General features: G+C 66.6%; 23 protein-coding genes. 15 read left to right on the forward strand and 8 right to left on the reverse strand.

What is annotated here, in order from left to right; translation table 11 throughout:
• Window positions 1–34 precede the first annotated feature (34 nt).
• On the forward strand, window positions 35–898 hold the full coding sequence (locus AU197_RS07485) for a DUF429 domain-containing protein (protein WP_064401896.1): 864 nt from the start codon (window positions 35–37) through the stop codon (window positions 896–898).
• On the opposite strand, the gene AU197_RS07490 is transcribed toward AU197_RS07485, so the two are convergent.
• Window positions 895–2313, reverse strand: a complete 1419-nt coding sequence (locus tag AU197_RS07490; RefSeq protein ID WP_064401897.1) for an APC family permease — start codon at window positions 2311–2313, stop codon at window positions 895–897. The two genes, AU197_RS07485 and AU197_RS07490, sit on opposite strands and share 4 nt — an antisense overlap.
• A gap of 12 nt (window positions 2314–2325) precedes the next feature.
• Complete coding sequence (locus AU197_RS07495; protein WP_064401898.1) at window positions 2326–2955, reverse strand: TetR/AcrR family transcriptional regulator; 630 nt, start codon at window positions 2953–2955, stop codon at window positions 2326–2328.
• A gap of 126 nt (window positions 2956–3081) precedes the next feature.
• Here AU197_RS07495 and AU197_RS07500 point away from each other — a divergent pair, with 126 nt between their 5' ends.
• Entirely contained in the window at window positions 3082–3906 is an 825-nt protein-coding gene (locus AU197_RS07500) for an alpha/beta hydrolase (RefSeq protein WP_197415480.1), read from the forward strand.
• Here the strand turns inward: AU197_RS07500 and purD are convergent.
• Window positions 3903–5171, reverse strand: a complete 1269-nt coding sequence (purD, locus tag AU197_RS07505; RefSeq protein ID WP_064401900.1) for a phosphoribosylamine--glycine ligase — start codon at window positions 5169–5171, stop codon at window positions 3903–3905. The two genes, AU197_RS07500 and purD, sit on opposite strands and share 4 nt — an antisense overlap.
• 71 nt (window positions 5172–5242) lie before the next feature.
• Between purD and AU197_RS07510 the strand changes: the two genes are divergently transcribed.
• Genes AU197_RS07510 through AU197_RS07520 form a run of 3 tightly spaced genes read left to right on the forward strand, consistent with a single transcriptional unit; the run spans window position 5243 to window position 7705 of the window.
• Complete coding sequence (locus AU197_RS07510) at window positions 5243–6511, forward strand: cytochrome P450 (protein ID WP_064401901.1); 1269 nt, start codon at window positions 5243–5245, stop codon at window positions 6509–6511.
• Window positions 6512–6537: 26 nt separating this feature from the next.
• Window positions 6538–7146 (forward strand): TetR/AcrR family transcriptional regulator, encoded by a 609-nt coding sequence (locus AU197_RS07515; protein ID WP_064401902.1) that lies wholly within the window; start codon window positions 6538–6540, stop codon window positions 7144–7146.
• A 52-nt stretch (window positions 7147–7198) separates the two neighbouring features.
• A complete protein-coding gene (locus tag AU197_RS07520) occupies window positions 7199–7705 on the forward strand; it encodes an EspA/EspE family type VII secretion system effector (RefSeq protein ID WP_064401903.1) in 507 nt (168 codons plus the stop codon).
• A 12-nt stretch (window positions 7706–7717) separates the two neighbouring features.
• On the opposite strand, the gene AU197_RS07525 is transcribed toward AU197_RS07520, so the two are convergent.
• The 5 genes from AU197_RS07525 to AU197_RS07545 form a co-directional block, all read right to left on the reverse strand.
• Window positions 7718–8944: a hypothetical protein gene (locus tag AU197_RS07525; RefSeq protein WP_064401904.1), complete on the reverse strand. Its 1227-nt coding sequence runs from the start codon at window positions 8942–8944 to the stop codon at window positions 7718–7720.
• Window positions 8934–9386, reverse strand: coding sequence for a carboxymuconolactone decarboxylase family protein (locus AU197_RS07530; RefSeq protein WP_064401905.1), 453 nt, complete (start codon window positions 9384–9386; stop codon window positions 8934–8936). The genes AU197_RS07525 and AU197_RS07530 overlap by 11 nt, the downstream gene beginning before the upstream one ends.
• Window positions 9387–9388: 2 nt before the next feature.
• Window positions 9389–10237 carry an NAD(P)-dependent oxidoreductase gene (locus AU197_RS07535; protein WP_082696546.1) on the reverse strand — a complete coding sequence of 283 codons (849 nt, stop codon included), beginning with the start codon at window positions 10235–10237 and terminating at the stop codon, window positions 9389–9391.
• Window positions 10234–10995, reverse strand: a complete 762-nt coding sequence (locus AU197_RS07540; protein ID WP_064401906.1) for an SDR family oxidoreductase — start codon at window positions 10993–10995, stop codon at window positions 10234–10236. The genes AU197_RS07535 and AU197_RS07540 overlap by 4 nt, the downstream gene beginning before the upstream one ends.
• A gap of 82 nt (window positions 10996–11077) precedes the next feature.
• Window positions 11078–12562 (reverse strand): aldehyde dehydrogenase, encoded by a 1485-nt coding sequence (locus AU197_RS07545; protein WP_502687862.1) that lies wholly within the window; start codon window positions 12560–12562, stop codon window positions 11078–11080.
• 121 nt (window positions 12563–12683) lie between these two features.
• Between AU197_RS07545 and AU197_RS07550 the strand changes: the two genes are divergently transcribed.
• The 10 genes from AU197_RS07550 (at window position 12684) to AU197_RS07595 (ending at window position 21769) form a co-directional block, all read left to right on the forward strand.
• On the forward strand, window positions 12684–13292 hold the full coding sequence (locus tag AU197_RS07550) for a TetR/AcrR family transcriptional regulator (protein ID WP_064401907.1): 609 nt from the start codon (window positions 12684–12686) through the stop codon (window positions 13290–13292).
• Window positions 13289–14497: a cytochrome P450 gene (locus tag AU197_RS07555; protein WP_064401908.1), complete on the forward strand. Its 1209-nt coding sequence runs from the start codon at window positions 13289–13291 to the stop codon at window positions 14495–14497. Before AU197_RS07550 ends, AU197_RS07555 begins: the two co-directional genes overlap by 4 nt.
• Window positions 14497–15324 carry an SDR family oxidoreductase gene (locus AU197_RS07560; protein WP_064401909.1) on the forward strand — a complete coding sequence of 276 codons (828 nt, stop codon included), beginning with the start codon at window positions 14497–14499 and terminating at the stop codon, window positions 15322–15324. Before AU197_RS07555 ends, AU197_RS07560 begins: the two co-directional genes overlap by 1 nt.
• On the forward strand, window positions 15321–16673 hold the full coding sequence (gene cyp51, locus AU197_RS07565; protein WP_064401910.1) for a lanosterol 14-alpha demethylase: 1353 nt from the start codon (window positions 15321–15323) through the stop codon (window positions 16671–16673). The genes AU197_RS07560 and cyp51 overlap by 4 nt, the downstream gene beginning before the upstream one ends.
• A 7-nt stretch (window positions 16674–16680) precedes the next feature.
• Window positions 16681–16890 carry a ferredoxin Fdx gene (gene fdx, locus AU197_RS07570; RefSeq protein WP_064401911.1) on the forward strand — a complete coding sequence of 70 codons (210 nt, stop codon included), beginning with the start codon at window positions 16681–16683 and terminating at the stop codon, window positions 16888–16890.
• A 2-nt stretch (window positions 16891–16892) separates the two neighbouring features.
• Window positions 16893–17438: a nuclear transport factor 2 family protein gene (locus AU197_RS07575; RefSeq protein WP_064401912.1), complete on the forward strand. Its 546-nt coding sequence runs from the start codon at window positions 16893–16895 to the stop codon at window positions 17436–17438.
• A gap of 91 nt (window positions 17439–17529) precedes the next feature.
• Complete coding sequence (locus AU197_RS07580) at window positions 17530–18657, forward strand: NDMA-dependent alcohol dehydrogenase (RefSeq protein ID WP_064401913.1); 1128 nt, start codon at window positions 17530–17532, stop codon at window positions 18655–18657.
• A 5-nt stretch (window positions 18658–18662) separates the two neighbouring features.
• Window positions 18663–19109 carry a nuclear transport factor 2 family protein gene (locus tag AU197_RS07585; RefSeq protein WP_064401914.1) on the forward strand — a complete coding sequence of 149 codons (447 nt, stop codon included), beginning with the start codon at window positions 18663–18665 and terminating at the stop codon, window positions 19107–19109.
• Window positions 19099–19977 (forward strand): SDR family NAD(P)-dependent oxidoreductase, encoded by an 879-nt coding sequence (locus tag AU197_RS07590; protein ID WP_064401915.1) that lies wholly within the window; start codon window positions 19099–19101, stop codon window positions 19975–19977. The genes AU197_RS07585 and AU197_RS07590 overlap by 11 nt, the downstream gene beginning before the upstream one ends.
• 31 nt (window positions 19978–20008) lie before the next feature.
• Entirely contained in the window at window positions 20009–21769 is a 1761-nt protein-coding gene (locus AU197_RS07595; protein ID WP_156434338.1) for an HNH endonuclease signature motif containing protein, read from the forward strand.
• Window positions 21770–21822: the final 53 nt, after the last annotated feature.

Genomic DNA, 21822 nt, shown 5'->3' on the forward strand with positions numbered 1-21822 from the left:
TCAGCTTACGACCCGGGTAGTGCAGGCTGGTCCCATGTACTTCGTTGGGCTCGATCTCGCGTGGGCGGAGGGAAACCAATCCGGGGTCGCCGTTCTCGACGACGGCGGACGGCTTGTGCACGTGGGTGCGGCGGTCGGCGACGACGAGATCACCACGGCCCTCTCACCCTTTGTCGACGGTCCCTGCGTCGTGGGCGTCGACGCGCCGCTCATCGTCACCAACCCCAGCGGGTACCGGCTCGGCGAGACGCTCTACAACCGGGACTTCGCGCCGTTCGAGGCCACCGCACAGCCCGCGAACACCGGCAATCCGCTCTTCGATCCGCCCCGCGCCGAAGTCCTCTGCCGACGACTGGGCCTGGACCCCGACCCGATGTCGCGCGCCGACCGCCGTGCGATCGAGGTGTACCCCCACGCGGCGACCATCTCGCTGTTCAAACTCGGCAAGACGCTCAAGTACAAGCGGCGCGCCAAGGATGTCGCCAAACGCAAGGACGAGCTGCTGCGCATGGTGGCGCTGATCGAGGGGTTGAACGACGCGACGCCGCGGCTTCGGGTGCGCAGCAGTCCCGGCTGGCTCGAAATTCGCAGGAGGATCGAGGCAAGCGACCGAGCGTTCCAGCTCAACGCTTGTGAGGATCCCGTCGACGCGGTGCTCTGCGCGTACGTCGCGCTGTTCTTCGAGCGCCGGCGCGAGGACGTCACGATCTACGGCGACCGCGACGGCGGCTACATCGTCACACCCGCACTGCCACCGGGGCTCACGCCGGCTCCCCGAGCCCGCGCGGCAACCAACCCCGAGCGCGGTGATGTGCTTCCGCGACTGGAGCAGGTTCAACAGCTGATCGAGCGAGCGCAACGCGAGCTCACCGAGATACGCAGGCAGCTCGGCGGTTAGTCCGGCGTCTGCGCCAGTTGAGTCGGATCGGTGATGCCCGCGACCTTGATGCCGAGTCGCCTGTTGATCGCCATGGTGATGCCGAAGAGCACGATTCCGATCACCACCAGGATCCCCGCCAGCAGGTACTGCGTGCCCGGGCGGCCCGACAGGGGTGTCACCAGGTACAGCGACGTGACGAATCCGACGATGGGCAGCACGGTGGGTGTCCGGAAGTGCCGGTCGTCCTCGGGCACATCGCGACGCAGGACCAACACCGCGACGTTGACCGTCGCGAAGACCGCCAACAGCAGCAGCGACGTGGTGCCGCCGAGCACCGAGAGCGCCTTGCTGCTCGCGAACGCCGAGACGTAGAAGATCAGTCCGAACGCGATGATGGTGGTGAAAATGATTGCCACCCAAGGCGTGTGGCGGGTCCGGTGCACCGAACCCAACACCGGCGGCAGAACGTGCTGGCGTGCCATGCCGTAGATCAGCCGGCTGGCCATGAGCATGTTGATCAACGCGGTGTTCGAGACCGCGAACATCGTGATGAACGGGAACAACTCGTCGATCGGAAGTCCGGGCGCGGCCGCCTCGACCACGCTCACCAGCGGAGTGCTGCTCTCCCTCAACTCGCCGATCGGCACCAACGCCACCGCAATGATCGACACCAGAATGTAGACCACACCCGCGATGCTCAGCCCGGTCAACAAGACCTTCGGGAAGATCCGGACGGGGTCCTTGGTCTCCTCGGCCATGTTGACCGAGTCCTCGAAACCGACCATGGCGAAGAAGGCGAGCGATGTCGCCGCGGTGATCGCGACGAATGTGCTTCGGTCTTCGCTGCTTTCGAACATCACGATGCGTGAGAAGTCGTGGTCGCCGGCCTGGGTGAAGGCCCACAGGCCGACGAAGATCACCAGCAGCAGACCGCTGATCTCGATGACGGTCAGGCCGACGTTGAGCTTGACGCTCTCGCTGACACCGCGCAGGTTGATCGCGGCGAGCACGGCCATGAAGGTCAACGCGATGGCCGCGACGCCCGCCTTACCCCAGTCCAGCCCGAAACCCTTGATCAGGTTGGCCGCGAACGCCTGTGATGCGGTCGAGGCCGACGTGATGCCCGAACACATCACTACGAACGCGACCAGGAATGTGAAGAACTGGATCCCGAATGCCTTGTGCACGTAGAGCGCCGCGCCCGCGGCTTGCGGATACTTGGTGACGAGCTCCAGATAGGAGAACGCCGTGATGGTGGCGATGGCGAACGCCAGCAGGAACGGCAGCCATGCCGCACCACCCACTTCCCCGGCCACCTGACCGGTCAGCGCGTAGACACCGGTGCCGAGGATGTCGCCGACGATGAACAGCAGCAACAACCCCGGACCCATGACCCGCCGAAGCTCCGGCTGCTTGTCGGTCGGCGTACTCATCGGCCTCCTAGGTCACACCTGCGCCACTCGCTCGTCGATCGGTGCCAACACGTCTATCACGTCGATCAGCGTCGCGCGTGCTGTTGCGCGAGGGCCGTCGCCCTCGGCGACCAGCGCCGCCACCACCGCACCGTCGACCGCGTTGACCAACGCGGTGAGATACTCGGCACGCACCGAGCGACCCGAGCGCTCGATGACCTCGATGACCGCGTCGGTGCGCTGGCGCATGATCCGCCGCTGGACATCACGAAGCATGGGGTGGCGCGCGCACGCGATGTAGCGCTCGTAGCGCGAGATCAGCTGCTCGCTCACCCGTTGCCCCGCCACGTCGTCGACCAACAGATCCACCAGGATGTCGGCGGTCGACTCGGCGCCTCGCCGGCGGCGCGACAGCATCGCCACCCGTGCGCGCAACTGCTCGGCCTCCCGCTCGCCGACGTATTCGACGGCCTTGGCGATCAGATCGTCCAACGACGAAAAGTAATAGGTCGTCGACGCCAACGGCAGACCGGCGCGACGGGCCACCGCGCGATGCCGCACCGCGTCGAAGCCGCCCTCGCACAGCAGATCGGCAGCGGCGCTGACCAGCGCAAAGCGTCGACGTTCTCCCTTGGGAGTGACCGCTGCCGTCACCTTTAGCATGCTGCCAGTCGGGCGGCCCTCCCATCGCGCTTTCGGCCAATCGTCAGGCTTTCTCACCGAAGTCGGGGCTGGTGGTTCAGATGCGACGGCCGGCCGCCACCCGTCGGCCAGTGGAGCCACGATGGCATCATGGCCGCCATGCCCGAACTGAGCCGCCGATCCCTTCTGCGTCTCGGGGTCGGCACGGCCGCCGGGCTGGCGACGCTGCGGATGGCACCCGCGGCCCCGGCCGCGCCCGCCGCGCCCACCTACGTCGACGGGTCCTTCGTCTCGGCGGCCCGCGGCGGGCTGCAGACCAACTGGGCGATCGCCCGTCCGCCCGGCCAGACCGCGCCGCTACGTCCGGTTATCGCGCTGCACGGTAAGGGTCAGGACGCAGCGGGTGTGATGGCCGGCGGGGTGGAACAGGGCTTGGCGGAGGCGGTCGCCGCGGGGCTGCCGCCCTTCGCGGTCGTCGCCGTCGACGGCGGTGGAAGCTACTGGCACAAGCGGGCCTCCGGTGAGGACTCGGGGGCGATGGTGCTCGATGAGCTGATCCCGATGCTGAACTCACAAGGTCTGGACACCTCACGAGTCGGCTTCCTCGGCTGGTCGATGGGCGGCTACGGGGCACTGCTGCTCGGCGCGCGACTCGGCCCCGCCCGCACCGCGGCGATCTGCGCCGTCAGCCCCGCTCTGTGGACGTCTTTCGGCGCCTCGGCGCCCGGTGCGTTCGACAGCGCGGAAGACTATGCGGCCAACAGTGTTTGGGGACTGCCCGCGCTGGCATCGATTCCGATCCGGATCGACTGCGGGACCGGCGATCCGTTCTACTCGGCGACGAAGGAGTTCATCGCGCAGCTACCGAATCCGCCCGCGGGCGGGTTCTCGCCGGGAGGTCACGACGCCGGGTTCTGGAGCTCGCAGCTGCCCGCCGAACTGACCTGGATGGCGCCGCTGCTGACGGCCTAGACGCCGATCAGTCCCTGCGCCGCCGCTAGGGCGATGTCGGTGCGAAAGTGGCTGCCCGGCAGCCGAATCGACTTGATCACCTGGTAGGCGGCCTCACGCGCGGCGGACAGATCCGCGCCGGTGCCCACGATCGAGAGCACACGGCCTCCCGAAGACACGACGGCGCCGTCCTCGCGACGGGTCGTGCCTGCGTGCAGCACGCCCTCGACGTCGGCACCGGTGATCACGTCGCCGACTCGGGGGCGAGACGGGTAGTTCTCCGCGGCCAGCACCACGGTCACGGCGGCACCTTCGCGCCACTGCAGCGGAGGCTCGTCGGCAAGGCCGCCTGTTGCGGCCGCGTACAGCAGCTGGCCCAGCGGCGTCTCCAGTAGGGCCAGGACGGGCTGGGTCTCGGGATCGCCGAAGCGGCAGTTGAATTCGATCACTGCGGGGCCCCTCGAGGTGATGGCCAGCCCGGCATACAACAACCCCGAGAACGAGCTGCCGCGCTTGACCAGTTCGGCGGCAACGGGTTTCACCACATCGTCGACGATCTGGGTGACGATGCCGTCGGGCAGCCACGGCAGCGGCGCGTATGCCCCCATGCCGCCGGTGTTCGGTCCGGTGTCGTTGTCACCGACCCGTTTGAAGTCCTGCGCGGGGAGCATGGGCACCACGGTCTCGCCGTCGACGAGGCAGAACAGCGACACCTCCGGCCCGTCGAGGAACGACTCGAGCAATACCGGGTGTCCCGCGTCGAGCAGGCTCGCCGCATGGGCCCGGGCGGCTGCGCGATCGGCCGTGACCACCACTCCCTTGCCCGCGGCCAGACCGTCGTCCTTGACCACCCATGCGGCCTCGCCGCCGTCGGGGCCGAAGCGGTCGAGCGCGGCGTCGAGGTGGCCGGGGTTGTCGACGACTTCGCTTCTGGCGGTGCGCACACCGGCGGCCGTCATCAGCTCCTTGCCGAACGACTTCGAACCCTCGATACGGGCCGCGTCCTTGCTCGGTCCGAAGCAGGCGATCCCGGCGCTGCGCACCGCATCGGCGACGCCGAGTACCAGCGGCACTTCGGGCCCGATGACGACGAGGTCGACCTCCAGACGCTGCGCCAGTTGTGCCACCGCCTCCCCCGAGGTGATGTCGACGTCGTACTGGTCGGCGATCGCGGCCGTGCCCGCATTACCCGGCGCGATCGACAGACCTTCGACCTGGGGGTCGCGCCGCAGCGCCAGCAGCAACGCATGTTCACGGGCACCGGATCCGATTACCAGGACTCGCACAACTGCTCACCCTAACGGTTGACGACACCGGCTCGGCCATACACTTGACACGACACTGTATGGTCGAATGTATGACGCAGGCCACATGCCCGTTCGGGCCCGACAGTGCCAGTCCCCAAGGCGCGATGCGCCTGCCCCAGGGATATGACTTCACGGACCCCGAGGTGCTGCTGCGCGGTATTCCCGTCGCCGAATTCGCCCAGCTGCGCAAGACCGCGCCGGTGTGGTGGAACGAGCAGCACGAGTCGATCTTCGACGACGGCGGCTACTGGGTGATCAGCCGCCACGAGGACATCAAGGCCATCTCGCGCAACTCCGAGCTGTGGTCGACCAACCGCAAGGGCGCGGTGATGCGCCTGCCCGAAGGCGTCACCTCCGAACAGCTCGAGCTCACCAAGGCGTTGCTCATCAACCACGACGCACCCGAGCACACGAGGCTGCGCAAGCTGGTGTCGCGCTTGTTCACCCCGCGGGCAATCGCGACGCTCGAGGATCGATTGGCGACCGCCGCGCGCGAAATCGTCGCCGAGGCAAGGCAGAAGGGCAGCGGCAATTTCGTCGACGACATCGCGATGCGCCTGCCGCTGCTGGCCATCGCCGACCTGATCGGTGTGCCCGAGGCCGATCGCGAGAAGTTGTTCGAATGGACCAACGCGATCATGAACACCGACGACCCCGACTTCGACTCCGATCCCACCGCCGCCAATGCGGAGCTGATGGGATACGCCTACGCGATGGCCGAAAAGCGCCGCCGCTGTCCTGCCGACGACATCGTGACCCGGCTGATCGAGGCCGACGTGGAGGGGCAATCGCTCGATGACGTGGAGTTCGCGTTCTTCGTGATCCTGCTGGCGGTCGCCGGAAACGAGACCACCCGAAACGCGATGACCCACGGTATGAACGCGTTCTTCGAGAATCCGGATCAGTGGGAGCTGTTCAAGCGCGAGAGACCCGCGACCGCCGCCGACGAGATCGTGCGCTGGGCGACCCCCGTGCACTGCTTCCAGCGGACGGCTCTGGCCGACACCGAACTCGGCGGCGTCACCATCCGCGAAGGGCAGCGGGTGGGGCTGTTCTACAGCTCGGCCAATTATGACGAAGAGGTGTTCGACCGGCCTTTCCGGTTCGACATCCTGCGCGACCCCAATCCGCACCTCGGGTTCGGCGGCAACGGCGCCCACTACTGCATCGGCGCGAACCTGGCCCGCATGGAGATCAAATTGATCTTCGACGAGATCGCCGACCAGATTCCCGACATCACCAAACTCGGTGAACCACAACGTCTTCGCTCGGGCTGGATCAACGGCGTCAAGGACCTGCAGGTCTCCTACACCGGGTGATCGGGCCGGCTGAGTAGGATTTCGCCGTGCGCACTCACGGTTGGTCCGGCGCGGCGCCGTCGACGGACGAGGAGGCGGTCGCCCGCATCCTCGACGCCGCCGGCAAAGCGATCGACGCGCGCGGTGCGGAGTTCTCGATCAGCGACGTCGCGCGCACGCTGGGGGTGACGCGGCAGACGGTCTACCGGTACTTTCCCAGCACCGACGCTCTCCTTCAGGCCTCAGCCCAGCGCGCGGCCACCGGCTTCCTGGACCGGCTGGCCGACCACCTGCAGGGATTGACCGACCCGCAGGAGGCGGTCGCCGAGGGCATCGCCACGGCGCTGGAGTGGCTGCCGCAGGACAAACACATGGGACTGCTGCTGATGCCCCCGCGGGCCAGCGAGTTCAGCCAGACGGTGACCTCGGATGTGGCGTTGCAGTTCGCCAATTCGATGCTGCGCCGCTTCGACGTGGACTGGGCCGCGCTCGGGTTCGATGACCACGACCTGGATGAGCTGGCCGAGCACCTGCTGCGGATCATCCAGTCGTTCATCATCGATCCGGGGCGCCCCCCGCGCCGCGGCCGAGAGCTGCGAGGCTACCTGCGCCGCTGGGTCGGCGCGTCGGTAGCCGCTCCGACGGCGGCCCGCTGAGCGCCACAATTGGTGCTCGGCCGCCCGTCCGGCGGGCCGTAAACTCACGAGCGTGAGTGTCGTCGATGCCTTCCTCTCGACGTGGGCGCGGGCGCGCGCCACGTTCGGCGAGGGCATCCCGGCGGACGGCGGCGGGCTGGACCACAGTGCCCGCTTGGAGTCCCTACGGGACGAGGTGGAGTCGGCGACGCCCGGTTCGGATTGGACCGGCGCGGGTGCCGAGGGCTATCGCGACCGGAATGCCAGGCAGGCAAGGGCTCTGGGGGCGTTGGCCGACCTGGACCGCCGGCTCGCCGCCGAGGTGGACAGGTCGGCCGCGGTGGTGGCGGCCGGCCGCCGTGAGCTCGACGCGGTCCGGCAGTGGGTGCAGGACGCCGCCGCGACGGTACCCGAACCCGAAACGCCTGCCGGTCAACAGATGCTGTGGCCGGTGGTCAGCAAGGGCGCCGGGGAGGTCGCGGAGATCATCCAGCGCTCGCACCGCGACCTCGATGCCATCGCGGCCCGGATGCGCGCACTCGGCGCGGAGTACGAGCAGGTGGGCCGGCCCGGGCGCTGAGAACGGCTCGATTCAGAGCACGGTCAACGGCAACGACTTGCGGTCTTCGAACTCCCACGTCGAACCGCCACTGACCCTGACAACGGACACCTCGGAGAATTCCTTGGCCTCGGTGTCCGTCTCGACGACGCGCGCGGTCCACTCCTGGGCGGTGCCGGTCACCTCGACATCGAGGCGCTTGTCGACCGCGGTGACGGCGGCCTGCAACGGACGCACCTCGTCCGGCGTCACCAGCGAGATCCAGGCGCCGTCCTCGTGAGCGGGCGAACGCCGCAGATGCACCGTGTCCGGCCCGAATTCGGCGTCGACGTAGGCGGCCGGGTTGAGCATCGGATGCAACTCGAGCGTGCGAACCGCGCCCTCGATTCCCCCGGGCAACTCCAGCGCGCGGTGGATGCGCTCGGCCGCGATACCGGCCAGCCCGATCAGTTGTTTGGTGCAGATCTCGGTCGCCAGTTCGGTGTTGGTGCCGGCCCGCTTCCCGACGGCGATGACATACGACAGGTTGAGCAGGTGCATCTGCAGACACACCTCGTCGGCCATGCGCACCAGCGCTGAATGCGAGAACGCGCCGAAGTCGAAGTCCGAGACCAACGGGCCCGAGTAGTCCGACTGCCCTTGGTCACCGGTGTCGATGGGGTCGAGTTCGGTTCTGGCGGCACGTGTCCGGGCGACCACCTCGAGTACCGGGTGGTCCTCCACCTCGGGGTAGGACTCGTCGATGATCACGGTCCACGCACAATGCGGGTGCCGGTCGGCGGGTGTGCGCGGCGGGCGGTGGATCGGGCGGATCTGGGCTCGGCGGTTGGTCGCCACGGCCGTCGCGTCGAACGTCGGGTCCTCGATGTCGTGGCACATGCCGCGCACGTACTCTTCGCCCATCGGTTCCACGTCCAACAGCGCGCCGCAGTGGTCGAGGTGAAATTCGCCGTGCCAGCGGTCGTGGACGGTGTAGCGGAAATCCATGAACTGCGGTGGCGCCCCGATGTCGAGCTGCAGACCTTTGAAGATCGTGATGACATCGGTGCCCTCGTACTTCAAGGCCTTCTGCATCCGCTTGGTGTAGATCGGGCTGGCGCCCATCCACTCCTCGATCGCGACCTGCAGCATCTCCTCGCGACCGAAATTGCTGATGATCCAGGCCATTCCAGAGCGGTCGATCAGCTGACCGATCAGCAGCAGCTCCGGCAGCAGGACTGCGAGCTGCTCACGCGACAGCGATGAGTACCTACTTGTCATGCTCGTCGTGCACCGTCCCGCCGGAGTGCATCTTCACCGCGGCGTTGACATTGGCTTTCTTGTCTTCGCCCCGGCCCTTCTCCGCGGCCTTCCTGCGGTTCTTGATGACCTTGCTGACCGCGCCGTCCAACTTGGACCCCAACGGGAACCCTAGGTAGTGGGTCAAGAAGACGGCCATCTCCTTGAGCTCGTCCTCGGTCATCTCACCGTTGGCCAACGCCGCGTTGGCCTGGATCTCCGCGAGGTCGGAGTTCCCGACGGCCGTCACGGCGGTCAGCGTCATGACCCGCTTGTCGCGCATCGACAACCCCGGCCGCGTCCAGATGGTGCCGAAGAGATGGTCGACGGTGAGGTCGAAGTACGGATCACCCTCGATGTTGGGCATCTCCCAGCCGTAGACCTCGTTCATCTTCTCAAGGCCCTTGCGGCGCAACTCGTCCATCGTCACTCCTTTGTGTGCGGCACGCCGAGCCCGGCGGCCAGGTTCTGCAGCGCGACCTCTGCCAGCGGGAGTTCGGTCCCGGTGGCCTCGCCCAGCGCCAGCGCCAACCGCAGATCCTTCTCCCCGAGGCCACGGGTGTGAACGAACATGTCGTGCAGGAAATGGTCCGGGGTGAGGGGCTTGGTGTCGTCGCGGTACATGATGGCGCCGGGCCCGCCGCTCTGCGCGTCACTGTGGCGCACGACGCGTCCCAGCTTCTGCAGGTCGATACCCGCCGCCTCGGCCAGTTTCTGCGCTTCACAGGCCGCGGCGAACCCGACGAACGTCAGCATGTTCCGAGCCAACTTCATCCGAGTGCCCGCGCCGGGATCGCCGGCGCGCACCACCAAAGAGGCCCACTGCTTGAACACCGGTTTCACCTTGGCGAAGGCTTCGTCGTCGGCACCCACCATCACGGCGAGCTCACCCTTCTCCGCCGCACCGGCGCCGCCGCTGACGGGCGCATCCACGATGTGGATTCCCTTGTCCCGCAGCTGCTCAGCCAGCTCAGCCGCGGTGCCGGGCTCGATCGTCGAATGGATGGCGACGACCGTTCCCGGGCGGGCGTGCTCGGCGAGCTCACGCACCACGTCTCGCACCTGTTCGTCGTTGAGCACTGTCACGCTGATGACCTCGGCCGCCGCGACGTCGGCCACGGTGTCGGCCAACGTCGCTCCGGCCTCCACCAGCGGGGTCATCGCCTCGGTGCGCACGTCGAACACGATGAGACCGCCCGGCCAGTCGACCAGGCGCTTGGCCATCGGTGCGCCCTGGTTGCCCAGTCCGATGTACCCCAGCTTGACGTCGCTCACCTGATGATCTGCCCGCCGTCGACGTTGAAGATCTGACCGGTGATCCACTTCGCCTGATCCGACAGCAGGAACAGACACATGCCGACCAGATCCTCGGGTTGGCCCATGCGCGACAACGGGATTCCCTTGACGATGTCGGCGACCATCTCCTGCGGCGTGGTGGTGCGGTTGGCCTCGGTGTCGATCGGGCCCGGCGCGATGGCGTTCACCCGGATGTTCTGGCCGCCGAGTTCGGTCGCCAACTGCTGGGTCAACCCGTTGACGCCGACCTTGGCCAGGCCGTAGAAGTTCGAGTACAGCCACGCCGCGGTCGACGACTGGTTGACAATCGCGCCGCCGCCGCGTTTGGCCATCTTCTTGTACACCGCGCGGGTACAGACCAGCGCGCCGTCCATGTTCACGCTCATGAACTTCTTGTAGTAGTCCCAGTCGACGGTGATCAGGAAGTCCAGTTTCATGCCGCCGAAGATCGCGGCGTTGTTCACCAGGTAGTCGATGCCACCGAATTCCGAGAGCGTCTGCGCGGCCATCTCTTTGGCCGATTCCGGGTCGGACACATCGACAGGCACGGCGAGAGCGTTGCCGCCTTCCCCTTTGATACCGTCGGCGACCTTCTGTGCGCCCTCGGTGTTGATGTCGGCCACCACCACCGCGGCGCCTTCCCGCGCCAGCGCCTCGGCATAAGCCTGGCCGATACCGCCGCCAGCGCCGGTGACTATTGCCACCTTGTCCTTGAACTGGTCTCCGTAGAGCCCCATCGCGTCCCTTCCTCGTTGCCGAATGTGGCGTTGTGTCACGCCTTGCGACGTTTCGCGTGCCGGTAACCCACGTTCGGCGGGGTTACACCGCCGTGGCGATCGCTTTGATCTCCAGGTATTCCTCGAAGCCCGCCAGTCCCATCTCGCGACCGAGCCCGGACTGCTTGTATCCACCGAACGGCATATCCGCCGAGTACCAGACCCCGCCGTTGATGTTGACCGTACCGACCCGCATCCGCGCCGCGACCCGGTTTGCGCGTTCTTCGTCGGCCGAGAACACCGTGCCCGAAAGGCCGTACGCCGAGTCGTTGGCGATGCGGACCGCGTCGTCGTCACCGTCGTGGGCGATGACCGTCAGGACCGGCCCGAAGATCTCCTCGCGGGAGACCTTGGCGTTGTTGTCCAGCCCGGCGATGACGGTGGGCTCGATGAAGAACCCGGTGTCGCGGTCGGCGGGCCGGCCACCGCCGACGGCGAACGTGCCGCCCTCCTGGATCGCCGAGTCGAGGTAACCCTGGACTCGGTCGCGCTGGCGGGCGGAAATCAGTGGGCCGCAGATCGTTCCGTCGTCCTGGGGGTCACCCGGCCTGAGGCCGCCCATCGTCGCCGCCGCCGCCTCCACCGCCTCGTCGTAGCGAGCGCGGGGCACCACCAGTCGGGTGGTGATGGCACAACCCTGTCCGGCGTGCATCGAGGCGGTGAACGCCGACATCGAACAGGCGGCGGCCAGGTCGGCGTCGTCGAGCACGACGAAAGCCGACTTGCCGCCCAGTTCCAGGAACACCTTCTTGATCGTGGCGGCGCCGTCGGCCATCACGCTGCGGCCGGTCGCCGTCGACCCGGTGAACGAAACCATGTCCACCCGTGGGTCTTTGGACAGCAGCGCACCGACGCCGTGATCGCTGGAGGTGACGATGTTGACCACACCCGGCGGGATGTCGGTGTGCTCGGCGATCAACTCCCCGACCGCGGCCGCGCACCAGGGTGTGTCCGGTGCCGGCTTGAGCACGATGGTGTTACCCGCGGCCAACGCGGGACCGATCTTGGCGAGGTTGATCTGGTGCGGGAAGTTCCACGGTGTGATGGCGCCGACGACGCCGACTGCCTCACGGGCGATGCGGCGGCGGGTCTTGATGCCCATCGGCGACGCTTCCCCCAGATCGGTGACCCACTGGTAGGACTCGGCGGTGTCGGCGCAGAAGCTCAGGTCCTCGACCGGCCCCTCGAGTTGCGCCGCCGACGTCAACATCCGGGGTGCGCCGACCTCGCTGATCGTGATCTCACGCAGTTCCTCGATGTGGTCCTTGAGGACGCCCTGCAGCTGGCGCAGGCAACGCACCCGTAAGGCGGTGTCGGTCGACCAGTCGGTCTCGTCGAAGGCGCGCCGGGCGGCCTCGATGGCCCGGCCCATGTCGTCGGCCGTGGCGTCGGCCGCGACACCGAGCACTTCCTCGGTCGCGGGGTTGACGGTCTCGAAGGATCCGCCGCTGCCGGCGACGAGCTTGCCGTCGATGAGCAGCAGACTTTCCCGATTCGCCAGTACAGCCACGCCGCCTCCGTTCACCATTGCTGGACAAGTGTCCGAATTGATGGACCGAACGATAGTCCCCTCCCGGTGCAGCTGGCAAGCATAGGCGTTTCTAGCTGCGTACTTGCGGATCTGCGCCCAGCTCAGATAGCTTGGACAAGTGTCCAGCGAGCCCGTGGTTGCGGTCACAGGCCCGGCGCCTGTCAGCACCGGCGAAACACCGCGGAACCGCCGCCAGGAGGAGACGTTCCGCAAGGTGCTCACCGCCGGCGTCGAGATGCTGCGCGAGTCCTCCTACGCCGATCTGACGGTGCGCGCGGTCGCCGCCCGAGCCAAGGTCGCACCGGCCACCGCATACACGTACTTCTCGTCGAAGAACCACCTGATCGCCGAGGTGTACCTGGACTTGATGCGTCAGGTGCCGTACTTCACCGACGTCAACGAAAGCCGGGTCACCCGCGTCGAGAAGACGCTGCGCGCGATGGCGCTGATGGTCGCCGACGAGCCTGAGGTCGCGGCGGCGTGCACGACCGCGCTGCTCAGCGGTGGCGATACCGCGGTGCGCGCGGCGCGTGACCGCATCGGTGCCGAGATCCACCGCCGCATCCGCTCGGCCATGGGTCCCGAGGCCGACCCGCGCGCGTTGGCCGCACTGGAGATGACGTTCTTCGGCGCACTGGTCAACGCGGGCAGCGGTGCCTTCACCTACCACCAGATAGCCGACCGGCTCAGCTATGTCGTCGGCCTCATCCTCGGGGAGGACCAGTGACCGTCAGCGAGATCGTGCTCGACCCATACGATTACGACTTCCACGAGGATCCGTACCCGTACTACAAGCGGCTGCGCGACGAAGCGCCGCTGTACCGCAACGACGAACTCGGCTTCTGGGCGCTGTCGCGGCACCAGGATGTCCTGCAGGGTTTCCGCAACAGCACCACGCTGTCGAACAAGTTCGGCGTATCGCTGGATCCCGCGTCGCGCGGCCCGCACGCCTCAAAGACCATGTCCTTTCTCGCAATGGACGATCCGGACCACCTGAGACTGCGCACCCTGGTGTCGAAAGGCTTCACGCCCCGGCGCATCCGCGAGTTGGAGCCGCGCGTCACCGAGATCGCGGTGCAGCACCTCGACGTCATGCTGGACAAGGCTCGCTCGAACGAGACCGTCGACTACGTCGACGAATTCGCGGGCAAGCTGCCAATGGACGTGATCTCCGAGTTGATGGGTGTCCCGGAGGCGGACCGCACGCAGGTGCGCGCGTGGGCGGACGGTGTGATGCACCGCGACGAGGGCGTGACCGACGTACCCCCCTCGGCGGTGGAGGCGTCGATCAATCTCATCGTCTACTACCAGGGCATGGTGGCCGAACGCCGCAAGACGCCCACCGCCGATCTCACCACCGCCCTGTTGGAGGCCGAGATCGACGGCGACCGGCTCACCGACGACGAGATCATCGGCTTCATGTTCCTGATGGTGATCGCCGGTAATGAGACCACCACGAAACTGCTTGCCAATGCGGCATTCTGGGGACACAGAAATCCCGACCAGCTGGCTTCCGTCTACGCCGACCTGCACCGGATTCCCCTCTGGGTCGAGGAGACGCTGCGCTACGACACCTCGAGCCAGATCCTCGCGCGCACGGTCTCGGGTGAGCTGACGTTGTACGACACCACCATTCCCGACGGTGATGTCCTGCTGTTACTGCCCGGATCGGCGCACCGGGACGAGCGGGTGTTCGACGACCCCGACCGGTTCGTCATTGGCCGCGAAATAGGCTCCAAGCTCATGAGTTTCGGTAGCGGTGCCCACTTCTGCCTGGGCGCGCACCTGGCGCGGATGGAGGCCAGGGTCGCGCTGACCGAGTTGTTCAAACGAATCCGTGGATACGAGGTGGACGAGGCCAACGCCGTCCGCGTCCACTCCAGCAATGTCCGCGGATTCGCTCACCTACCCATCACTGTGGAGATTGTCTGATGCCGCGGTTCGACCCCCTGCCCGAACGCCGACCCGTCATCGTCGCCGGCGCATCCTCTGGAATCGGAGAGGCGACGGCGATCGACATGGCCGCGCGCGGGTTCCCGGTCGCGCTCGGCGCCCGTCGCGTGGAGAAGCTCGAAGACATCGTCGGCAAGATCAACGCCGACGGCGGCGAGGCCGTCGGCTTCCACCTCGACGTCACCGACCCCAACTCGGTGAAAACGTTTGTGGCCCAATCTGTCGAGGCGCTCGGCGAGATCGAGGTGCTGGTGGCCGGCGCCGGTGACACCTACTTCGGCAAGCTGGCCGAGATCAGCACCGACGAGTTCGAGTCACAGCTGCAAATCCACCTCGTCGGCGCCAACCGGCTGGCCTCGGCGGTGCTGCCCGGCATGCTCGAGCGCCAACGCGGTGACCTGATCTTCGTCGGATCCGATGTGGCGTTGCGTCAGCGGCCACACATGGGCGCCTACGGGGCGGCGAAGGCGGCACTTGTCGCGATGGTCAACAACTTTCAGATGGAACTCGAGGGCACCGGCGTGCGCGCCTCGATCGTGCACCCGGGCCCTACCAAAACCAGCATGGGCTGGAGCCTGCCCGCCGAGAAGATCGGTCCGGCACTCGAGGACTGGGCGAAGTGGGGCCAGGCTCGGCACGACTATTTTCTGCGAGCGTCCGATCTCGCTCGCGCCATCACATTCGTGGCGGAGACGCCGCGCGGCGGGTTCATCGCGAACATGGAACTACAACCCGAAGCTCCGTTGTCCGATGCACCCGCAGAACGCCAGCAGCTCAAGCTGAACGAGGAGAACCTGAAGTCATGACGACCGCGATCGTGCCCCGGGTTTCGGGCGGCGAAGAAGAACACGGACACCTCGAGGAGTTCCGCACCGACCCGATCGGTCTGATGAAACGGGTCCGGGAGGAATGCGGCGACGTCGGCTGGTTCCAGTTGGTGGACAAGCACGTCATCCTGCTGTCCGGCGCCGAGGCCAACGAGTTCTTCTTCCGTTCGGCCGACGAGGATCTCGACCAGGCCGAGGCCTATCCGTTCATGACGCCGATCTTCGGCAAAGGTGTGGTGTTCGACGCAAGCCCCGAGCGCCGCAAGGAGATGCTGCACAATTCGGCGCTGCGCGGTGAGCACATGAAGGGCCACGCGGCCACCATCGAGGGCGAAGTCAAGAAGATGATCGCCGACTGGGGCGACGAGGGCGAGATCGAGTTGCTCGACTTCTTCGCCGAGTTGACGATCTACACCTCGACGGCGTGCTTGATCGGCCTGAAGTTCCGAAATCAGCTCGACCACCGGTTCGCCGAGTACTACCACGATCTCGAGCGCGGCACCGACCCGCTGTGCTATGTGGACCCCTACCTGCCGATCGAGAGTTTCCAGCGGCGCGACGAAGCGCGCGTGAAACTCGTTGCGCTGGTGCAGGAGATCATGAACCAGCGCCTGGCAAATCCGCCGAAGGACAAATCCGACCGCGACATGCTCGACGTGCTGGTGTCGATCAAGGACGAGGACGGCGAACCGCGGTTCTCGGCCGATGAGGTCACCGGCATGTTCATCTCGCTGATGTTCGCCGGTCACCACACCAGTTCCGGGACGTCGGCGTGGACTCTGATCGAGCTGATCCGCCACCCCGAGATCTACGCCAAGGTTCAGGCCGAACTCGATGAGCTCTACGCCGACGGCCAAGAGGTGAGCTTCCATGCGCTGCGCCAGATTCCGCTGCTGGACAACGTCGTCAAGGAGACGCTACGGCTGCACCCGCCGCTGATCATCCTGATGCGGGTGGCCCAGGGCGAGTTCGAGGTGGCCGGCTTCCCCATTCACAAGGGTGACTTCGTCGCCGCCTCACCGGCCATCAGCAACCGGATCCCCGAGGACTTCCCGGACCCCGACGGTTTCAATCCGGACCGCTACAACAAGCCCGAACAGGCCGACATCGCGAACCGCTGGACCTGGATTCCGTTCGGCGCCGGCAGGCACCGCTGCGTCGGCGCGGCGTTCGCCCAGATGCAGATCAAGGCGATTTTCTCGGTCTTGTTGCGCGAGTACGAGTTCGAGATGGCGCAACCGGCCGACAGCTATCGCAATGACCACTCGAAGATGGTGGTGCAACTGCAGCGGCCCGCCAAAGCCCGGTACCGCCGGCGAACCAAGTAGGCACCGAATGGGTTGCTACAGAGTCGAAGTAGATCTTGACCTGTGTCAGGGTCACGCGATGTGTGAGCTCGAGGCACCCGACTACTTCCGGGTGCCCAAACGCGGCAAGGTAGAGATCCTCGATGCCGAACCGCCCGACGACGCCCGCGACGAGATACAGAACGCGGTCGACATGTGCCCGACCCAAGCACTGGCCATCAGAGAAACAGGAGAATGACAATGCCGTCACTACCCCGCGAAGCGCTCGACAACTGGGTCGAACAGTGGCTGGAGGCCAACCGGGAGGCCGAACGCAAGGGCGACTGGAAGCCGCTGGCCGAGTTCTACACCGACGATGCGACCTACGGCTGGAACATCGGCCCTAAGGAAGACGTCATGTGCGTCGGCAAAGATGAAATTCGGGATGTCGCACTGGGTTTGGAGATGGAGGGCCTGGAGAACTGGGTCTACGAGTACCAGAAGGTGCTGGTCGACGACAAACAGGGCGAGATCGTCGGCTTCTGGAAGCAGGTCGCGAACAAGTCCGACGGCACCACCGCCGAGATCTACGGCATCGGGGGCAGCTGGTTCCGGTTGGATGAAAACCTGAAGATCGAGTGGCAGCGGGACTTCTTCGACTTCGGCCACGTCGCCAAGGGGTACGCGAAGCTGATCGAGTCCGGCGACCTGTCGCCCGGTATGCAGAAGCGCATCGAGCGCTCCCTGGCCGGCGAGAAGCTGCCCGGTTACTACCCCCTCGGCCAGGCTCCGGTGCCGATCTGGTGACCCGGCCAAGCAGTTGATTGGGGGCGGGTGTGACCTACCTAACTACTGCCTCTAGTCTGAGGTCACCGGTACTAGCGGAAGGCACGTTCGAATGAAGACAAAAGGCGCTCTCATCTGGGAGTTCAACCAGCCGTGGTCGATTGAGGAGATCGAGATCGGTGACCCCGTCAAGGACGAGGTCAAGGTACAGATGGAAGCGTCGGGGATGTGCCACTCCGACCACCACCTGGTGACCGGCGGCATCCCGATGGCCGGTTTCCCGGTGCTCGGTGGCCACGAGGGTGCGGGCATCGTGACCGAGGTCGGTCCGGGTGTCGAGGACCTCAAGCCCGGCGACCACGTCGTGATGTCGTTCATCCCGTCCTGCGGCAGCTGTCCGTCGTGTCAGGCCGGTATGCGCAACCTCTGCGACCTCGGCGCCGGACTGCTCGGCGGCACCGCAGTTTCCGACGGCACCCACCGCATTCACGCCAAGGGGCAGCCCGTCTTCCCGATGACCCTGCTGGGCACCTTCTCGCCCTACATGGTCGTGCACAAGAGTTCGGTGGTGAAGATCGACGAGTCGATTCCGTTCGAGGTCGCTTGCCTGGTCGGTTGCGGCATCACCACCGGCTACGGCTCGGCCGTCCGCAGCGGTGACATCCGGCCCGGTGAGGACGTCGCGATCGTCGGCGTCGGCGGCGTCGGCATGGGCGCCCTGCAGGGTGCCGTCACCGCGGGCGCGCGCCGCATATTCGCGATCGATCCGGTGGAGTGGAAGCGGGACCAGGCGCTGAAATTCGGTGCCACACACGCTTATCCGGACTGGGAATCCGCGATGGCCGGTATCGGCGAGGTCACCTGGGGGCTGATGGCCCACAAGGTGATCGTCACCGTGGGCGAGCTGCACGGCAAGGACGTCGACAACTACCTCAACCTGACCGCCAAGGGCGGCACCTGCGTGGTCACGGCCATCGGCAGCCTGCTCGACACCGAGGTGAACCTCAACCTGGCGATGCTGACCCTGCTGCAGAAGAACCTGCAGGGCACCATCTTCGGTGGCGGCAACCCCCACTACGACATCCCGCAGCTGCTGTCGATGTACAAGGCCGGCAAGCTGAACCTCGATGACATGGTCACCCGGCAGTACAAGCTGGAGCAGATCAACGACGGTTACTCCGACATGCTCGAGGGCCGCAACATCCGCGGCGTCATTCGCTACACCGACGACGACCGGTAGAGGTCATGTCCCAGGAAACCGTCGAGAAGACACCGGCTTTGGCGGCGTCCCACAATTCGTGGAAATGCGTGCACTCCCACGACAAAGAGGGTTGGTTGGCCCTGATGGCCGACGACGTCGTCATCGAGGATCCGATCGGGCAGTCCTTCACCAACCCCGACGGCACGGGAATCCGCGGGAAGGAGGCGGTGTCCGGCTTCTACGACGCCAACATCGCCTCCAATGACCTGCGGATCACCTGCGAGGAGACGTTCCCGTCCAGTTCTCCGCACGAGGTGGCTCATATCCTGGTGCTGCGCAGCAAGTTCGACAACGGGATGACCAGCACGGTGCGCGGAGTGTTCACCTACAAGGTCAACGACGCCGGTCTGCTCACGAACCTTCGTGGCTACTGGAACATGGACATGATGGAGTTCGGCCAAGCGGGTGGCCAGTCAACGGATGGCAAGTAGCCCGTCGCTGACCGGGCGGGCCGCTGTCGTCGTCGGCGGATCGCGCGGTGTGGGGCTGGCGGTGGCCGAACTGCTCGCCGCCCACGGTGCGGGAGTCGTCGTCAACGGCCGTGTTCCGCAGGCCGTAACCGAAGCGGCGCAACGGATTCCGAATGCGCACGGAGTGGCCGGCTCGCCAGCCGATCCTGAAACGGCGGACGCGTTGATCGACACGTGCGTCCGGGAGTTCGGGCGCATCGACATTCTGATCAACTGTGCGGGCACGGCCGAGCCCGTCGGGTCGTCGATACTCACGATCACGTCCGGCCAGTTCCGCGAGCTGATCGACGCGCATCTCAGTACGACCTTTGAGACCTGCCGAGCCGCGGCGCCCAGGATGGTCGCTCAGGGCGGAGGTGCGATCGTGAACACGAGCTCGTTCGCGTTCCTCGGCGACTACGGCGGTACGGGGTATCCGGCGGGCAAGGGCGGCGTCAATGGGCTGACCCTCGCGATCGCCGCCGAGCTGAAGGAGCACGGCGTACGCGCGAACGTCGTCTGTCCCGGGGCCAGGACGCGGCTCTCCACCGGGCCGGACTACGAGGCCCACATCGCGGACCTCAACCGTCGCGGCCTGCTGGACGAGGTGAGCATGCAAGGCGCCCTCGATGCCGCGCCGCCGGAGTACGTCGCGCCTACCTACGCCTATCTGGTCAGCGACCTGGCCAAGGAAGTAACGGGTCAGATCTTCATCGCCGCAGGCGGGTTCGTGGGGCGCTTCGACAGGCCGACGCCGACGATCCTCGCCTACCGCGACCATCACGACAGCCCGCCGTGGTCGATCACCGAAATCAGCGAGTTGGCCGGTGGGGGTCAAGCAGGGCGCTGATTTGTCAGACCCCGGTGGCATACTCGAACACATGTTCGGGTCGGAGTTCGCGGGTGCTGACGACGCGGTCATCGTGGCTGCGATCGAGGAGTGCGCGCGCACCGAGGCGGTGTGGGCGGCGCGGCGGTTGGCCGCGGTGGCGGAGTTGACCGCGCGCTACACCGAACCCGATGAGGACCGCGATCACTTCGCCGTGGATGGGTGGCGGATGGCCTCGGCGGAGATTTCGGCGGCGATGGGGGTGGGGGATCGGGCCGCTTCGGGCCAGATGTGTATCGCGATGGCGTTGCGTGAGCGGCTCCCGAAGGTCGCAGCGCTGTTTGTGCGGGGGCAGTTGAGTGCGGGGCTGGTGTCCACGATCACCTGGCGCACGCAGCTGATTGTGGATTCGGCGGTCGCCGAGCGCGTGGATGCCGCGATCGCCGAGCGTGCCGGGCAGTGGGGGGTGTTGTCGGTGGCGCGGTTGGAAGCCGCCATTGATGCGGTGGTCGATCAGTATGATCCCAACGCGCGGCGGCGCTTGCGTCAGGCCGCCCAGGACCGTGATGTGCGGGTGGGCAAGCGCGATGACGTGACCGGCACGATGTCGTTGTGGGGCCGGTTGAGCACCACTGATGGGGTGCTGCTGGAGCGTCGGTTGGCGCAGATGATCAGCCAGGTGTGCCCCGATGATCCGCGCACCCTCGGGCAGCGCCGCTCAGAAGCGCTGGGAGCCATCGCCGCGGGTGCCCAAGGACTGCCGTGCCGGTGCGGCAGCCCGCAATGCCCCTCGGCCGGACACGACGATGCGCGCGCAGCGCACTTCCTGATCAACATCATCGCCGAGGCCGCCACCGCGGCCGCCGCACACGCCCAAGCCGCCCAAGCACAAACCCAACCCGCGCCAGCACCATCCGAACCCGCGCCAGCACCATCCGAAACCGCGGAAAGGCCGCCGGACGCGACCGCCGCACACGCCCAAACCGCCGAAGCGCAAACCCAACCCCCGCCAGCACCATCCGAACCCGCGGAAAGGCCGCCGGACGCCACCCCGGCAACTGAGCCGGCCGCCACTGAGGTAGAGCCGATCCATCCGGCAGTGCAGCCGGCCGAATCTGCCCCAGAGCCAAAGACGGCCGCGCAGTCGCGGGTGGCGGCGGGCCCGCAACCGGCCGAGCCCCCGGCGCCCTCAACGCAGTCGCAGCCCACCCCCCAGCCGGCGGCGGCGCTGATCATCGGTGGTGGGGTGATCCCGACACCGTTGTTGGCCGAGCTGATCGGCAACGGCGCCAAAGTCCAGCCGGTGCACCCACCCCCGGCGAAACCCGGTGCCGGGTATCGGCCCTCACCCACCACCGCACGGTTCATCCGGATGCGCGATCTGACCTGCCGGTTCCCCGGCTGCGACCGCCCGGCCGAGTTCTGCGATTTCGACCACACCACGCCCTATCCGGCCGGGGCCACCCACCCCTCCAACATCAAATGCCTGTGCCGAATCCACCACTTACTCAAAACGTTTGGCGGGTGGAGCGATCAACAACACCCCGATGGCACCGTGCGCTGGACCGCCCCGACGGGCCGAACCTATCTGACTTATCCGGGCAGCCGATTGTTCTACCCCGACTGGGACACCACCACCGCCACCGTGCCCCGCAACACCGCACCCGCAGCGCGCGGCGACAAAGCCGCAATGATGCCGCGCCGACGACGCACCCGCGCCCAAGACCGCCTCCACCGCATCACCCGCGAACGCGCCCTCAACGCCCTCGACCGCGCCAAGACAACCGCACCAGCCACCGTGATCGTCCTCTGATCTTGCTGGGTGACGATGCGAGGGGTGTAGATCGTCGGCTTCCACGTTCAGCG

Source organism: Mycobacterium sp. IS-1590 (genome assembly GCF_001500025.1).
Lineage (GTDB): Bacteria > Actinomycetota > Actinomycetes > Mycobacteriales > Mycobacteriaceae > Mycobacterium.

Bases quoted from the DNA above. Each gene is read 5' to 3' on its own strand.
- AU197_RS07590 (WP_064401915.1), top strand. From the start codon at position 19,099: ATGGCAAGTAGCCCGTCGCTGACCGGGCGGGCCGCTGTCGTCGTCGGC.
- AU197_RS07510 (WP_064401901.1), top strand. From the start codon at position 5,243: ATGACGCAGGCCACATGCCCGTTCGGGCCCGACAGTGCCAGTCCCCAA.
- AU197_RS07585 (WP_064401914.1), top strand. From the start codon at position 18,663: ATGTCCCAGGAAACCGTCGAGAAGACACCGGCTTTGGCGGCGTCCCAC.
- AU197_RS07575 (WP_064401912.1), top strand. From the start codon at position 16,893: ATGCCGTCACTACCCCGCGAAGCGCTCGACAACTGGGTCGAACAGTGG.
- fdx (WP_064401911.1), top strand. From the start codon at position 16,681: ATGGGTTGCTACAGAGTCGAAGTAGATCTTGACCTGTGTCAGGGTCAC.
- AU197_RS07490 (WP_064401897.1), bottom strand. From the start codon at position 2,313: ATGAGTACGCCGACCGACAAGCAGCCGGAGCTTCGGCGGGTCATGGGT.
- AU197_RS07495 (WP_064401898.1), bottom strand. From the start codon at position 2,955: ATGCTAAAGGTGACGGCAGCGGTCACTCCCAAGGGAGAACGTCGACGC.
- AU197_RS07485 (WP_064401896.1), top strand. From the start codon at position 35: ATGTACTTCGTTGGGCTCGATCTCGCGTGGGCGGAGGGAAACCAATCC.
- AU197_RS07525 (WP_064401904.1), bottom strand. From the start codon at position 8,944: ATGACAAGTAGGTACTCATCGCTGTCGCGTGAGCAGCTCGCAGTCCTG.
- AU197_RS07560 (WP_064401909.1), top strand. From the start codon at position 14,497: ATGCCGCGGTTCGACCCCCTGCCCGAACGCCGACCCGTCATCGTCGCC.
- cyp51 (WP_064401910.1), top strand. From the start codon at position 15,321: ATGACGACCGCGATCGTGCCCCGGGTTTCGGGCGGCGAAGAAGAACAC.
- AU197_RS07530 (WP_064401905.1), bottom strand. From the start codon at position 9,386: ATGGACGAGTTGCGCCGCAAGGGCCTTGAGAAGATGAACGAGGTCTAC.
- AU197_RS07595 (WP_156434338.1), top strand. From the start codon at position 20,009: ATGTTCGGGTCGGAGTTCGCGGGTGCTGACGACGCGGTCATCGTGGCT.
- AU197_RS07580 (WP_064401913.1), top strand. From the start codon at position 17,530: ATGAAGACAAAAGGCGCTCTCATCTGGGAGTTCAACCAGCCGTGGTCG.
- AU197_RS07540 (WP_064401906.1), bottom strand. From the start codon at position 10,995: ATGGGGCTCTACGGAGACCAGTTCAAGGACAAGGTGGCAATAGTCACC.
- AU197_RS07545 (WP_502687862.1), bottom strand. From the start codon at position 12,562: ATGGTGAACGGAGGCGGCGTGGCTGTACTGGCGAATCGGGAAAGTCTG.